Source organism: Bradyrhizobium sp. UFLA05-125 (genome assembly GCF_059803515.1).
Genome location: NZ_JBANBJ010000035.1, coordinates 71,269 through 85,389 on the forward strand (window position 1 = coordinate 71,269; position 14,121 = coordinate 85,389).

The 14,121-nt window shown below is 64.1% G+C and carries 12 protein-coding genes and 1 other RNA gene; 9 read left to right on the forward strand and 4 right to left on the reverse strand.

Going from position 1 to position 14,121, the window contains the following annotated elements; translation table 11 throughout:
• The first annotated feature begins 16 nt into the window (after nucleotides 1–16).
• The 3 genes from SO156_RS26625 to SO156_RS26635 all read left to right on the forward strand — a co-directional run bounded on the left by SO156_RS26625 (nucleotide 17) and on the right by SO156_RS26635 (nucleotide 5,197).
• Nucleotides 17–1,600, forward strand: coding sequence for a DHA2 family efflux MFS transporter permease subunit (locus SO156_RS26625; protein ID WP_458147820.1), 1,584 nt, complete (start codon nucleotides 17–19; stop codon nucleotides 1,598–1,600).
• 336 nt (nucleotides 1,601–1,936) lie between these two features.
• On the forward strand, nucleotides 1,937–3,736 hold the full coding sequence (locus SO156_RS26630; RefSeq protein ID WP_498536811.1) for an ABC transporter ATP-binding protein: 1,800 nt from the start codon (nucleotides 1,937–1,939) through the stop codon (nucleotides 3,734–3,736).
• A 60-nt stretch (nucleotides 3,737–3,796) separates the two neighbouring features.
• Nucleotides 3,797–5,197: an MATE family efflux transporter gene (locus SO156_RS26635; protein ID WP_498536812.1), complete on the forward strand. Its 1,401-nt coding sequence runs from the start codon at nucleotides 3,797–3,799 to the stop codon at nucleotides 5,195–5,197.
• Between the two features lie 62 nt (nucleotides 5,198–5,259).
• On the opposite strand, the gene SO156_RS26640 is transcribed toward SO156_RS26635, so the two are convergent.
• Together SO156_RS26640 and SO156_RS26645 are read right to left on the reverse strand one after the other, a co-directional pair.
• Nucleotides 5,260–6,003 carry a sulfite exporter TauE/SafE family protein gene (locus SO156_RS26640; protein ID WP_498536813.1) on the reverse strand — a complete coding sequence of 248 codons (744 nt, stop codon included), beginning with the start codon at nucleotides 6,001–6,003 and terminating at the stop codon, nucleotides 5,260–5,262.
• A gap of 132 nt (nucleotides 6,004–6,135) precedes the next feature.
• Nucleotides 6,136–7,512: an aminotransferase-like domain-containing protein gene (locus tag SO156_RS26645; protein ID WP_498536814.1), complete on the reverse strand. Its 1,377-nt coding sequence runs from the start codon at nucleotides 7,510–7,512 to the stop codon at nucleotides 6,136–6,138.
• 78 nt (nucleotides 7,513–7,590) lie between these two features.
• Here SO156_RS26645 and SO156_RS26650 point away from each other — a divergent pair, with 78 nt between their 5' ends.
• Together SO156_RS26650 and SO156_RS26655 are read left to right on the forward strand one after the other, a co-directional pair.
• The gene (locus tag SO156_RS26650; protein ID WP_498536815.1) at nucleotides 7,591–8,031 is read left to right on the forward strand and encodes a DUF983 domain-containing protein; all 441 of its coding nucleotides are present in this window, start codon (nucleotides 7,591–7,593) and stop codon (nucleotides 8,029–8,031) included.
• Between the two features lie 74 nt (nucleotides 8,032–8,105).
• Nucleotides 8,106–8,822, forward strand: coding sequence for an alpha/beta fold hydrolase (locus tag SO156_RS26655; RefSeq protein ID WP_498536816.1), 717 nt, complete (start codon nucleotides 8,106–8,108; stop codon nucleotides 8,820–8,822).
• A 228-nt stretch (nucleotides 8,823–9,050) separates the two neighbouring features.
• On the opposite strand, the gene rnpB is transcribed toward SO156_RS26655, so the two are convergent.
• Nucleotides 9,051–9,477, reverse strand: an RNA gene (gene rnpB, locus SO156_RS26660) — RNase P RNA component class A.
• Between the two features lie 147 nt (nucleotides 9,478–9,624).
• On the opposite strand from rnpB, the gene SO156_RS26665 reads away from it, so the two are divergent.
• Nucleotides 9,625–9,975 (forward strand): YciI family protein, encoded by a 351-nt coding sequence (locus SO156_RS26665; protein WP_458147813.1) that lies wholly within the window; start codon nucleotides 9,625–9,627, stop codon nucleotides 9,973–9,975.
• A complete protein-coding gene (locus SO156_RS26670) occupies nucleotides 9,972–11,207 on the forward strand; it encodes an RNA polymerase sigma factor (protein ID WP_498536817.1) in 1,236 nt (411 codons plus the stop codon). Before SO156_RS26665 ends, SO156_RS26670 begins: the two co-directional genes overlap by 4 nt.
• Nucleotides 11,208–11,365: 158 nt before the next feature.
• Here the strand turns inward: SO156_RS26670 and SO156_RS26675 are convergent, their stop codons facing one another.
• Nucleotides 11,366–12,148, reverse strand: coding sequence for an N-acetylmuramoyl-L-alanine amidase (locus SO156_RS26675; RefSeq protein WP_458147811.1), 783 nt, complete (start codon nucleotides 12,146–12,148; stop codon nucleotides 11,366–11,368).
• Between the two features lie 517 nt (nucleotides 12,149–12,665).
• Between SO156_RS26675 and rsmH the strand changes: the two genes are divergently transcribed.
• Together rsmH and ftsL are read left to right on the forward strand one after the other, a co-directional pair.
• Entirely contained in the window at nucleotides 12,666–13,655 is a 990-nt protein-coding gene (gene rsmH, locus SO156_RS26680) for a 16S rRNA (cytosine(1402)-N(4))-methyltransferase RsmH (RefSeq protein ID WP_498536818.1), read from the forward strand.
• A gap of 3 nt (nucleotides 13,656–13,658) precedes the next feature.
• Nucleotides 13,659–14,051 (forward strand): cell division protein FtsL, encoded by a 393-nt coding sequence (gene ftsL, locus SO156_RS26685; RefSeq protein WP_458147809.1) that lies wholly within the window; start codon nucleotides 13,659–13,661, stop codon nucleotides 14,049–14,051.
• Nucleotides 14,052–14,121 lie beyond the last annotated feature (70 nt).

Genomic DNA, 14,121 nt, shown 5'->3' on the forward strand with positions numbered 1-14,121 from the left:
GCTGCGAGGCCTGACGATGGCGACCGCCACGACCGCTAGTCCCGCCATGATGGCGAACCCCGCTTCGGAACGCATCGAGCCGAAGCGGCTGTTCGCCTTCATCATCATGGTGTTCGGGATGTTCATGTCGATCCTGGACATCCAGATCGTCTCGGCCTCGCTGTCCGAGATCCAGGCGGGCCTGTCGGCGAGCCAGAGCGAAGTCTCCTGGGTGCAGACCGCCTATCTGATCGCCGAAGTTATCGCGATCCCGCTGTCGGGATTCCTGTCGCGCGCGCTCGGTACGCGGTTGTTGTTTGCGATCTCGGCGGCGGGCTTCACCGCATCCAGCCTGCTCTGCGGCTTTGCCTCCTCGATTGAGCAGATGATCTTGTGGCGCGCGCTTCAGGGATTCCTAGGTGCAGGCATGATTCCGACCGTGTTCGCCTCCGCCTACACGGTGTTTCCACGCACGAAATTCCACATCGTCGGCCCCATCATCGGTCTCGTCGCGACGCTGGCGCCGACCGTGGGTCCGACGGTCGGTGGCTACATCACCGACCTCATGTCCTGGCACTGGCTGTTCTTTATCAATGTCGTGCCCGGCATCGGCATCACGCTGGGCGTGCTGGCGTTGGTCGATTTCGACGAGCCGCATTTCGAGCTGCTCGACCGCTTCGACTGGTGGGGCCTGATCTTCATGGCCGGCTTCCTCGGCTCGCTGGAATATGTGCTCGAGGAAGGCCCGCAATATGAATGGCTCCAGGACACGTCCGTCGCGATCTTAGCCTGGGTTTGCGCGATCTCGGCGATCGCATTCTTCTGGCGCGTCTTCACCGCGGCTGAGCCGATCGTCAACCTGCGTACCTTCACCAACCGCAATTTCGCGGTCGGCTGCGTGCTGCAGTTCTGCATCGGCATCGGTCTCTATGGTCTGACCTACATCTATCCGCGCTATCTCGCCGAAGTCCGCGGCTACAGCGCGCTGATGATCGGCGAGACCATGTTCGTCTCCGGTGCCACCATGTTCCTGGTCGCGCCGCTGGTCGGCCGTCTCATGCTGCGCTTCGACCTGCGCTACATGATTGCCTTCGGGCTGATCGTGTTCGCTATCGGCTCCTACCAGATGACCTGGATCACCCGCGACTTCGATTTCTACGAGCTGCTGCTGCCGCAGATCCTCCGCGGCATCGGCATGATGTTCGCGATGGTGCCGACCAACAACATCGCGCTCGGCACGCTGGCGCCGGAGCGGGTGAAGAATGCCTCGGGCCTGTTCAACCTGATGCGCAACCTCGGCGGCGCCGTCGGTCTCGCGGTGATCAATACCGTGCTCAACGACCGCACCGATCTGCACATTACGCGGCTTCAGGAGCGCGTGACCTGGGGCAACGCGACGGCGACCGAGACGCTCAACACCTTCATGCAGAAATTCCAGGGCCTGGGCGACGCCACGCTGATGGCGATGAAGCAGCTCACCCAGATCGTGCACCGTCAGGCCGTCGTGATGGGGTATGGCGATGCCTTCTTCATGCTGACGCTGTTCTATCTCAGCTTGAGCCTGCTGGTGACGCTCCTGAACAAGCCAGCGTCCCTCGCAGGCGGCGGCGACGCGCATTAAATTTGCAACACTCGCGCGACATCTTGCGCGAGCCGTGTTGCAAATCGCAACCGACACATCTATAAAGCGCGTCTCATTGCTCGAACCGGGGAGAGATTTGCATGATTTCGACGCATTCGCAGATCGCACGCCCGCGCTCGATGTCTATGTTTTTCCAGCTCGGTGTGTGCTCGGTCCTTTAGAGGCCGTTTTCGCCAGCTTCGACCGGGCCTGATTCCCCGGTTGCTCCAACTCCCAAACGACAACCTGATTTAGCGACGCCATTTTCGGCCCTCGTAGCCGTCATGCGTCCATCGATGGAGCCGGACTGCGCGGGAAGCGCAGCCGGATAACGCCATGACCGTACTGTCAAAAAAGCCCGCGGCGATACGCGTGGTGCTGCCCTTCGTGTTCCGCCACTGGCTGAAGCAGCCGGGGCGCGCGCTCGCGGTCGCCGGCGGCCTGTTAGGTGCGACGGTCGCCGACCTCTTCATGCCGGTATTCTCCGGGCGTCTCGTCGACGCCCTGACGCACGGCTCCGACGATCCCGTCGCGCGCCACGCCGCGCTGGTCGCATTCGGCGCGATCGTGGCGCTCGGCTTCACGTCGATGGTGCTGCGGCTGGCCGGTTTGCAGGTGATCGTGCCGTTCACGCTGAAGCTGATGTCCGACATCGCGCAGGACGCCTTCTTGCGCGTGCAGCGCTTTTCGACCGACTGGCACGCCAACTCGTTCGCCGGCTCGACGGTGCGCAAGATCACGCGCGGCATGTGGGCGCTCGACCTCTTGAACGACACGATCCTGCTGGCGCTGCTGCCTTCGCTCTGCGTGCTCGTCGGCTCGATGATCCTGCTCGGGGTGCACTGGGCCTCGCTCGGCGCGGTAATCGCGCTCGGCGCACTGGTCTATGTGACGATGACGGCGCTGTTCTCTACGCGCTACATCGCGCCGGCTGCGCGCGTCTCCAACGCCTGGGACACCAAGGTCGGGGGAACGCTGGCGGATGCGCTGACTTGCAATGCGGTGGTGAAGTCGTTCGGTGCGGAGGCGCGCGAGGATGCGCGGCTCGCCCGCGTCATCAAGCGCTGGAGCGTGCGCGTGCGGCGGACCTGGCTGCGCTACAACTACACTGCGCTGGCGCAGCTCTCGCTGCTGCTATGCCTGCGCGCATCGGTGATCGGCGGCTCGGTGCTGCTGTGGATGGCGGGGCGTGCCTCGCCCGGCGACGTCACCTATGTGCTGACGAGCTACTACATCATCCACGCCTATCTTCGTGACGTCGGCATGCACATCAACAACCTGCAGCGCTCGGTCAATGACATGGAGGAGCTGGTCGCGATCCATGACGAGCCGATCGGCATTGCCGATGCGCCGGATGCAACGCCGATCCTGATCGAGGGGGGCCGTATCGTGTTCGACGACGTGACCTTCCACTACGGTGGCCACCCCGCACCGCTGTATGACGGCCTGTCGATCGACATCCGCGCTGGCGAGCGCGTGGGACTTGTCGGCCGCTCCGGCTCTGGCAAGACGACCTTCGTCAAGCTGGTGCAGCGGCTCTACGACGTTTCTGATGGCCGCGTGCTGATCGACGGGCAGGATATCGCGAAGGCGACGCAGCAATCGCTGCGCAGTCAGATCGCGATCGTGCAGCAGGAGCCGATCCTGTTCCACCGCTCGCTTGCCGAGAACATCGCCTATGGCCGGCCCGGCGCCAGCCTGGAAGCGATCGAGCATGCAGCGCGGCTGGCGAATGCGCACGACTTCATCCTGCGCCTGCCCAGGGGTTATGGCACCCTGGTTGGCGAGCGCGGCGTAAAGCTGTCGGGCGGTGAGCGGCAGCGCGTCGCGCTGGCGCGTGCATTCCTCGCGGATGCACCGGTGCTGATCCTGGACGAGGCGACCTCGAGCCTGGACTCGGAATCGGAGGCGCTGATCCAGCAGGCAATGGAGCGGCTGATGAAGGGCCGCACCTCGATCGTGATCGCACACCGCCTGTCGACGGTGCGCAGCCTGGATCGCATCCTGGTGTTCGACCGCGGCGAGATCGTCGAGCAGGGTACCCATAAGGCGCTGACGGCGCGGCCAGGTGGCCTCTATCGCGGCCTGTTCGAACGTCAGGTGATCGAGTTCAGGCGCGACGTCGCAGCGGAGTGAGGACAGGAGGCGTGGCCGAGGAATGAACGCTCCGAAGCCACGCCGGAAATGGAAATTAACATGAAAGACCTGACACGCGGCTCCATCGTAAGCCACATCCTGACGATGGCCCCTCCGATCGTGGTTGGCATGATCACGATCATGATCTGCCAACTCGTCGATCTCTATTTTGTTTCGGGACTGGGCGAGGCCGCCATCGCGGGCGTGGCCGCGGCCGGCAATGCCAGCTTCCTCGTCAATGCGCTGATGCAGGTGCTCGGCGTCGGCACGGTCGCGCTGATCGCGCATGCCGTGGGTCGCAAAGACCGGGATGACGCCAACCTGATCTTCAACCAGTCGGTCGCCCTGGCGTTGCTGTTCGGACTGCTGACGCTCGTCGCCGGTGCCGTGCTGGCGCGTCCCTATATGCGCGGGATCGCTGCCGACGCGGCCACGATCGAAGCGGGCACCACCTATCTCCTCTGGTTCATGCCGGCACTGGCGCTGCAATTCGCCATCCAGGTGATGGCGTCGGCGCTGCGCGCGACCGGCGTCGTGCGGCCGACCATGCTGGTGCAGGCGCTCGCCCTGATCGTCAACATCGTGCTGGCGCCGGTGCTGATCTCGGGCTGGGGCACCGGCCGCGCTTTCGGGGTTGCCGGCGCTGGCCTCGCAAGCACGATCGGCGTCCTGGCCGGCGCGCTGATGCTCTATGTCTATTTCCACAGACTGGAGCGCTATGTCGCCTTCGACCCAGCGCAATGGCGTCCGCAATTCCATCATTGGAAGCGGATTCTCAATGTCGGCCTGCCGGCCGGCGGCGAGTTCGCGATGATGTTCATCTTCATGGCGGTGGTCTATTACGTCCTGCGCGATTTCGGCGCGCCGGCGCAGGCGGGATTCGGGATCGGGCAGCGGGTGCTCGGCCTGATCCAGATGCCGGGGCTTGCGGTTGCGCTCGCGGCCGGGCCGATCGCCGGCCAGAATGTCGGCGCCGGAAACGGTGCGCGCGTGCGGGAAACCTTCGTCAAGGCGGTGCTGATCGTCACCGTCGTGATGATCGGCTTCATGATCCTTGCGCAATCGAAGCCACAGTGGTTGCTCGCCGGATTCTCGAACGACCGCGAGACCATGAGGATTGCCTTCCTGTTCCTGCGGATCATCTCGTTCAACATGGTGGCGCAGGGCGTGATCTTCACCTGCTCGAGCATGTTCCAGGGCCTCGGCAACACCAAGCCGGTGCTGCTGAGCTCGATGACACGCGTGCTCACCTACTCGCTGCCGGCGATCTGGCTGTCGACGCGACCGGGCTTTCGGATCGAGCAGGTCTGGTACCTCTCGATCGCGGCGACGACGTTGCAAGCCGCCTTGAGCCTGTGGCTCTTGCGCCGCGAGTTCAAGAAGCGCCTGCCTCCCTCGGAGGCTGGTCCTGTGCGCGATGGGGTGGAGATCGCGGCCATCGGCACGACCGCGGCCGAATAGGCTCCTTCTGGTTATCCCGCAACCACGGCTCCGGCTGACTTGCCGGCGCCGTGGGGGCAGCGCTAGTGCGCACCAAAGCTGTTCCAGACGAGGCCGACACCCGACAGGAACAACAGGCCAAGCACGACGTCGCCGAAATGCTTGTCGCTGAGCGCGTGGTAGACGCGGGCACCACACCAGGCGCCGACCAGCGTGCCCGGAAACGCGATCAGCGCAAGCCAGACCACCTGCGTCGCGACCAGGCCTGATGCCGTCTGCAACACCAGCGCGGCTGCCAGCACCGTGAAATTGAAGAGCTGGAAGATGCCGCGCCGCTCATGCTTGTTCCAGCCGCGGATGTTGGCCCAGAGGATCGGCAGCGGCCCCGACAATCCGGCAAGGCCGCCCAAAATGCCGCCGGCGAAACCGATCGCGCCATCGGCGATCCTGCCGCCGAACTTGAAGGCGAGGGGCCGCTTGTTGAGGTAGAGCGCGGTCGGAAAGATCAGCAGCAAGACGCCGATGCTGAGCTTGAAGACTTTTGGATCGGCCTGGGCGACCATCATGGTCCCCAGCGGGACGCCGGCCAGCCCGCCGATCAGGAACGGCCAGACCAGTGAGAGGTCAAAGCTCTTCCACATCGAGGGCAGCGTCGAGGCCTGCGCGATGACTGAACAGATCAGCACCAGCGGTACCGCGAGCGACGGCGGCAAGACATAGAGCCAGATGCCGAGCGCCATCAGCGCGGTGCCGAAACCGGCCAGCCCGGAGACGAAGCCGCCGGCCAATGCGCCGAAAAGCAACAGCGCGTAGTTGAACGTGTCCACCACTTGTGTCCTTGTTGTTGTTTGCGGTGTACTAGAGCATGATCCGGAAAAGTGTGAAGCGGTTTTCCGAAAAGATCATGCTCAAACAACAACCTAAAGCGCGATGATGATTCATCTCGATCTCTTCGCGCTTTAGACGATCTGCCGGGCGTCGACCGGCCTGTGCAGCGCATTGAGGAGAATCTGCAACGCCTGGCCGAGCTCAGCGCGATTACGTGCGGCGCCGAGCGATAGTCGTGCCGCATGCGGCGGATGATCGCCGACCACGAAGGCGTCACTCGCGATGACGGCAAGCCCGTTGCGCAGCAGTTGCGCCGATATCTCCGTCCGGCTCCGGCCCTCCGGCAGCCGCAGCCAGAGATGATGCGCGGCAGGTTTGGCAAGGAACTGAAAACCTTTCAGCGCGCGCTGTGCGAGCTGCTGGCGGCCGATCGCTTCGTTGCGGATCGCGGTGATGATGCGGTCCGCAACCCCGGTCTCGAGCCAATGGGTGACGAGCGCGACCATCAGCGGCGCAGGCATCTGCACGGCTGCCTGAAGATAGCTGCGCATCTCTTGCTGCGCGGCGGCGTCGGGCGTCACCAGATAGGCCACGCGCAGCGCCGGCGCGATGCATTTGGAGAGTGTGGTCGCAAGATAAGTCCGCTCCGGAATGAGATTGGCGATCGGCGAAGCCGAGCGGTCGAGCAGGCCATAGGCATCGTCCTCGATCAGCGTCGTGTCGGCGTCGCGGACGATTTTTGCGATTGCGCTCCGCCGCTCGGCCGACAACGTCGCCGTCGTCGGATTGTGCAGCGTCGGAATGAGATAGACCGCCTTCGGCTTGTTTTCCCGGCACGCCCTGGCCAGTGCTTCAGGCAGGATGCCGCCTTCATCCATCGCAACGCCGACCAGTTTGACGCCGAGCCGTGCGGCGACCGCCTTGATGCCGGGAAAGGTGAGGGCTTCCGTCAACACGACGTCGCCGGGCCCGGCGAGATAGGCGATGACGTTGAACAGGATCGTCTGCGTGCCGGGAAAGATCACGAGCCGGTCAGGGCGGACATGGGGAACGCGCGTGCGTATCCACTTCGCCGCGACATCGAGCTCGTGCGGGCTGCCGCCCGGTGGCTGATAGTTGAGAAATGCTGTCAGGCCGGATTGCTGGCGCATTGCCTCGAGCCCGGCAAGGATCCGCTCGTCGAGTTGCGCCTCCAGCGGATGCGGCGGCACATTCATCGACAGATCGATCGTGACCGGGTGGGGCAGGTCGACCGTTCGTCGCGCGCTGGTCTCCGAGACAAACGAGCCCTGTCCGACCCGTGCCTCGAGAATCCCGCGGCGTCGCGCCTCCGTATAGGCGCGCGTCACCGTCGTCAGATCAATGCCGAGCGACTTGGCCAGCGCGCGCTGCGTCGGCAATTGCTGGCCGCGCACCAGCCTTCCGGCGGCGATGTCGGCCTCCATGGCTTCGACGATGCGCTGGTAGCGCGGGCCGCTGAGCTCCGCGATTGTAGGGACCCAATCCATGCAAATCCGGCCGTTTTCTTTGAATGTATGGATGCAAGATACTATTGTATGGATCGTTGGAAAGAAAGAGGTGTGGTCATGGCGACCGGTTCAGTCTCTCTGGCGAAGGCGATGTGGCGCGGGTTTTCCGGCAGGTGTCCGCATTGCGGCGAAGGCCATTTGTTCAAGCGCTTCCTGAAAGTGGCGGACAGCTGCGACGTCTGCGGCGAGGAGCTCTTTCACCACCGCGCCGACGATCTTCCCGCCTATCTCGTCATCGTCGTGGTCGGCCATCTCGTGGTGCCGGCGATCCTCGCTATCGAGACGGCTTATGCGCCGCCGGTCTGGTTGCAATTGGCAGTGTGGCTGCCGGTGACGCTGTTTGCTTCACTCGCCTTGTTGCAGCCGACCAAGGGCGCCATTGTCGGACTGCAATGGCAGGTCGGCATGCACGGCTTCGAGGAGAGCAAACATCGGCGCGAAGCCGGCCAGCTCGCGCCGGTGCTCGTCAAGACCAAGTCCGCAGTGCGAGCTGCCTAAGGGGGCGCGACGTTTACATCGCGCGGTCGGCCGCTACACTCCATCGTAGCCGAGAAGAAACGATGGAAATGTCGATGATCGAACGCTCGCCCAAAACCTTCCTGCTCTGTCACGGCGCCTGGTCGGGAGGGTGGGCGTGGAAGAAGATGCATCCGCTGATGGCGCAGGCTGGCCACTGCCTGGTGGCGCCAACCTACACCGGCCTCGGCGAGCGGTCGCATCTTGCAAATCCTTCGATCGACCTGGAGACACATATCCAGGATATCCTCAACGTCATCAGGTTCGACGATCTCAGCGACATCGTGCTGCTCGGCCATAGCTATGGCGGCATGGTTGCAACCGGCGTTGCCGACCGCGCCAGCGACCGGGTCGCGCAGTTGATCTATCTGGATGCCTTCGTGCCGCGCGACGGTCAGTCGCTGTTCGATCTCAACGAACAGGGGCGCGAGCCGATGCGTAAAGCTGCTGCCGCAGGCGATGGCTATCGCATCCCGCCTAACCCACCGCCGCCGGATACTCCGCAAGCCGATCTCGACTGGCTCAATGCGCACCGTGTCAACATGCCGGTCAAATGCTTCGGGACGAAGCTGAAGCTCGAACACGGCGAGCCGGCGATGCCCCGCAGCTACATCTACTGCACGCGCGTTCCACCGGGTGACGTGTTCGGGCAGTTCGCCAGGCGCACGAAGGGCGAGGCGGGCTGGCGGTATTTCGAGCTCGACGCCAGCCACGCGCCGAATGTCACGGCGCCGGAGACGTTGATGGCGGTGCTTGAGAAGATCGTGGTGTAGCCCTTCTCCGTCATTCCGGGGCGCGACGAAGTCGCGAGCCCGGTATCCATCATTCCACGAACACTGCGGCCCGATGGATTCCGGGTTCTCGCTTCGCGAGCCCCGGAATGACGGCGTCAGAAATGGTGAGGGGCCCGGCGCGTTGGCGCCGAACCCCTCGTTGCTTCCTTAGCAAGATGCGTTTTCTTCACGCGAACCGGAAAACCACTTCGCTCGAAAACGCTTTAGAACATCAGCCGGCCTGTAAGCCGGGTTCTGTAGGGCACCGCCTGCTTGCGCAGGCGATACGTGACGGCCATTCCTCTGGGACAATGTTTGCACATTGCCTCGAGCAACCTACCCGGACGGCGGGCCTGACATCGCCCCGCGGCGTTATCGCTTGCGCGAACAGCCCGCTTAAGCCGTCCCTATTCGGTTTTGCTCCCGGTGGGGTTTGCCATGCCGGCTCCGTTGCCGGAACCGCGGTGCGCTCTTACCGCACCTTTTCACCCTTGCCCCGCGAAGCCCGAAGGCAAGCGGGGCGGTTCGTTCTCTGTGGCACTTTCCCTAGGGTTGCCCCCGCCGGACGTTATCCGGCACCGCATGTCAAGGGAGCCCGGACTTTCCTCCCCGGCGGCCTTTCGGCACTTGCAGGGGCGGCCGTCCGGCCGACTGACGGCTTACGCAATGGGCATTTATGACGGTTTCGTCAAGGCGATATCGTTCCGCACGACATGCGAAAATAATTTATCCTGAAGATGTCGTTTGATGTGTGCCCGTTCGACTGGATGTCGGCGATCCAGCCGAGCAACAGGAGTGAGCGATGCAGTATCTGCTGCTGATTTATCGGAACGAAGCTGAACTGGGCAAGATGACGCCCGAGGACCGACAGAAGATGTCGGCGGAGTATGGTGTTTACACGCAATCGATCATCCAGAGCGGCAATTTCAAGGCCGGCGACGGGCTGCAGCCGACCACGACAGCCACGACCGTGCGCGTGCGCGATGGCAAGATCCTGACGACCGACGGTCCCTTCGCGGAGACACGCGAGCAGCTTGGCGGCTACTATCTCGTCGAGGCCAAGGACCTCGACGCCGCGATCGGGATGGCGGCGAGGATTCCCGGCGCCAAGAACGGATCGATCGAGGTCAGGCCGATCATGATCTACAAGTGATCTCGTCCACCGACATCGACAAGATCTTTCGCGACGAGGCGGGGCGGGCGCTGGCCACGCTGATCCGCCTCGTCGGTGATTTCGATCTCGCCGAAGATGTACTCCAGGACGCCTTTGCGGCTGCACTGGAGCGGTGGTCGACATTTGAGCTTCCCGACAACCCGCGCGCCTGGCTCGTCAATGTCGGGCGCAACAAGGCGATCGACCGCATTCGCCGCCAGGTTGCGTTTCGCGGCAAGCAGCAGGCGCTCGTGCATGAGCTTGCGTTGAATGCCCAGGCGCCCGATGAGCCGGCGACGATGCTCGACGACGATATGCTGCGGCTGATCTTCACCTGCTGTCATCCTGCTTTCGCGCCCGAAGTCCAGGTCGCGCTGACGCTGCGTACGGTGTGCGGGCTCACCACGGCACAGGTCGCGCGTGCCTTTCTCGTCAGCGAGGAGGCGATGGGGCAGCGTCTCGTCCGTGCCAAGCAGAAGATCAGGCTCGCCGGCATTCCCTATGAGGTGCCGGAGCGCGACGCGCTGGAGCCACGGCTGCGCGGCGTTCTTGCCGTCATCTATCTCGTCTTCACCGAAGGCTATGTCGCGACGTCAGGTGCAGACCTGATGCGGCCCGATCTCGCGATCGAGGCGATCCGGCTTGGCCGCCTGCTCGATCGTTTGATACCAGAGCGCGGCGAGATCAAGGGGCTGCTGTCACTGATGTTGCTGCACGATGCGCGCCGCGCCGGGCGCGAGACGTCGGCCGGCGACATCGTGCTGCTGGAAGAGCAGGACCGCACGCTGTGGGATCGTGCGCAGATCGAGCAAGGCTTGTGTCTGGTCGACGACGCGCTGCGCTTGCCCGGCCGACCGCAGCCCTACGCCGTGCAGGCCGCGATTGCCGCGCTCCATGCGCGGGCGCCGAGTTATGAGGAGACTGACTGGCCGCAGATCGCCGGACTCTACGAAGTGCTGCTGCGGATCAATCCCTCGCCCGTGATCGAGCTCAATCATGCTGCGGCCGTGTCCATGGTCGATGGCCCCGCCCGCGCGCTCGATCTCGTCGACGCGATCGCGGCGCGCGGCGGGCTCGACGGCTATGAGCTGTTGCCCGCTGTGCGCGCTGATTTGTTGCGACGGCTTGGCCGGAAGGAAGAGGCGCGAGAGGCATATGTCGCGGCGACCGAGGCGACGCAACTCGAGCCGCTGCGGAGGCTGTATGCGCGAAGGATGAGGGAGATTGGGTAGTCAGTTCCTCATACTGAGGAGGGCGGAACGCGCGTCTCGAAGGATGAAGGCCCCGCTGGGGGCCTCGCCCTTCGAGACGCGCGCGAAGAGCGCGCTCCTCAGGGTGAGGGTCTATTCAGTTGCCCTGCTTGGAATGACGGAGGTTGTGGCCTGTGCCGTCACTTCGCTGCGACGGTCGTGCCATCGGTCGGCAAGCTCGCGAGCAGCGCCTGCAAGGTCGACAGCGTCGAGTGATCGGCGACGCCATCCAGCCGCGCCGGGCGGAAATGGCGCTGGAAGGCAGTGATGACCTCCATTGTCGTCGCATCGTACTTGCCGGTGAGCGGGACGCCGTAACCATATTTGGCGAGCGCCTGCTGCAGGCTCAACACCTCATCGCTGATGGTGCCGAGCATCAGGCTTTCGCCGCGAACGATCGGCGCCGGCGTCACCCAGTGGCCGACGCCGGAATTGGCCAGCGAGTGCCACGGGAATTTCTCGCCGGGATCCTTCTTGCGCGCGGGCGCGACGTCGGAATGTCCGAGCACCCGATGCGGCGCCACCTTGCGGCGGAGCATGATGCCGCGGCACAGCGCGATCACGGCGGCGATCTGGCGCAGCGGAAACTCGGGATAGCCCCAATCATGGCCCCGATTGACGATCTCGATACCGATCGAACAGGAATTGATGTCGTCCTCGCCCGCCCATGATGAGACGCCGGCGTGCCAGGCGCGCTTGCTCTCCGGCACGCATTGCACGATGCGGCCGTCCTCCAGCACGACATAGTGAGCCGAGACCTCGGTGCCCGCCGTGCACAGCCGCGCCAGCGCGCCCTCGACATCGGGCATGCCGGTGTAGTGCAGCAGGATCATGTCCGGCTGACGGCCCTTGTTGCGCTCGCCATAGTTCGGCGAAGGGATGATGTCGGAGACGATGGAGGAATCGGGGTCGAACGTCCGCATGCTCGCTGCGGCCTTGGGAACCGGGAGCGCACGTTGACGCTTCGAATCAGATCCTGGTGACGCGGACGAACCGGACGACATCATAAGGCTCAATCGGATGGGAGGAGCGGGCCCTTCACCCCCTTCACTTTACTATTCCTTTACCCTTGCGGCCGCGCAATCGCCGGCATCGGTTAACGCGCGCATTTTGCAGAAAGTGTGTGGATGACGCATCACCACGGATTTTACCTTTTTGACTTGTAATCGAACCATCAACGCTTTCTTAACGCTAAGGGCCGTTACTGAGAGATGAAGAGCCGACCCGCGTCCGGAGGCGGCCAACGCGTTTTTTGCTCGAAATCCCATGGCTGCCCGACAAATTCCATGCGGAAAACAGGGTTTGCGGCCTGGGACCGCCGGGCTTGGCGAACGCGCCGTACAGGGGTTGAGCCGTGGAACCGCCGCCAAGCGGAATAATTCGAGACGTGATGGGTGCGTTAACCATCGTTCTCGTCCGCGCCGCTTGCGAGCCGGGCGCATGAGCTCGGCTGCCCACATTCCCGTTCTCGGTCGCGAGGCGTTCGAGCATCTCGCGCCGCGCGAGGGCGGCGTCTATGTCGATGCGACTTTCGGTGGCGGCGGTTACAGCCGCGCCATCCTCGATGTGCCGGGAACCCGTGTCATCGGCATCGACCGCGATCGCACGGCGATCGCCGGTGGCTTTGATCTGGTCGACCGCTCTGGTGGCCGCCTGACGCTTGTCGAAGACCGCTTCTCGAATCTCGCCGAGGTCTGCGCCGCTCAAGGCGTTGACGTCGTCGACGGTGTCGTCATGGACGTCGGCGTCTCCTCGATGCAGCTCGACCAGGCCGGCCGCGGCTTCTCGTTCCGGCTCGACGGTCCGCTCGACATGCGGATGGGGCAGGCGGGACCGACCGCTGCCGACGTCGTCGCAAAAGCGTCCGAGAGCGATCTCGCCGACATCATCTATCTCTTCGGCGAGGAGCGGCATTCGCGCAAAGTCGCGCGCGCGATCGTCACGGCGCGTGAGGAAGCACCGATCACCACCACGCGCGCGCTCGCCGATCTCGTCGCAAGAGTCGTGCGCTCGAAACCGGGCGATATCCATCCGGCGACGCGGACGTTCCAGGGATTGCGCATCTTCGTCAATGAAGAGCTCGAAGAGCTTCAGACGGCGCTTGGAGCGGCCGAGCGCGTGCTGAGGCCTGGCGGGCGGCTGGTCGTGGTGTCCTTCCATTCGCTGGAAGACCGCATCGTCAAGAATTTCCTCGGCGAACGCGCCAAGACCGGCGGCGGCTCCCGGCATCTGCCTGAGGTCGCGCAGGTCCCACCGAGCTTCCAGCTTCTGACGCGACGTCCGGTCGTTGCGGGCGAGGCGGAGGTCGCGCACAATCCGCGCGCGCGTTCCGCCAAGCTGCGCGCCGCCGAGCGGACCGCGGCTGGCGCGCATGCCGAGGACGAGTCGTCGTCCTGGCCGAGCCTTTCCGACGTCATGAGGGGTGGCTAGCGCATGCGCATCATTCACCTCTTCGTCATCGGCGCGCTGATCTTCGCCGCGGCCTATGTCTACCGGATCAAGATGGAATCCACCGCTCGCACAGAGCGGGTGCTGCGCCTGCATGCGGATATCCGCGAACAGCGCGATGCCATCGCCGCGCTGCGCTCCGAATGGGCCAAGCTCGATGCGCCGCTGCGGCTGCAAGGACTTGCCGAGCGGCATCTGCCGCTCAAGCCCGTCAACGGCACGCAATACGACTCGCTGAAGAATCTGCCCGATCGTCCGCCGCGGCTGGTCAAGCCGGGCGAGCCCGATCCGATCGGCGCCATGATCAACACCATCGAAGCCGCGACCGATGCCGACACGGTCACGGGATCGGTGCCGCATCCGGAGGACAAGCAATGAGCGCTGCCACTCCGGGCAAACCCGCAAAGCCAGAACCCTGGCGTCAGCGGTTGATCCGCAGCCTGCTCTA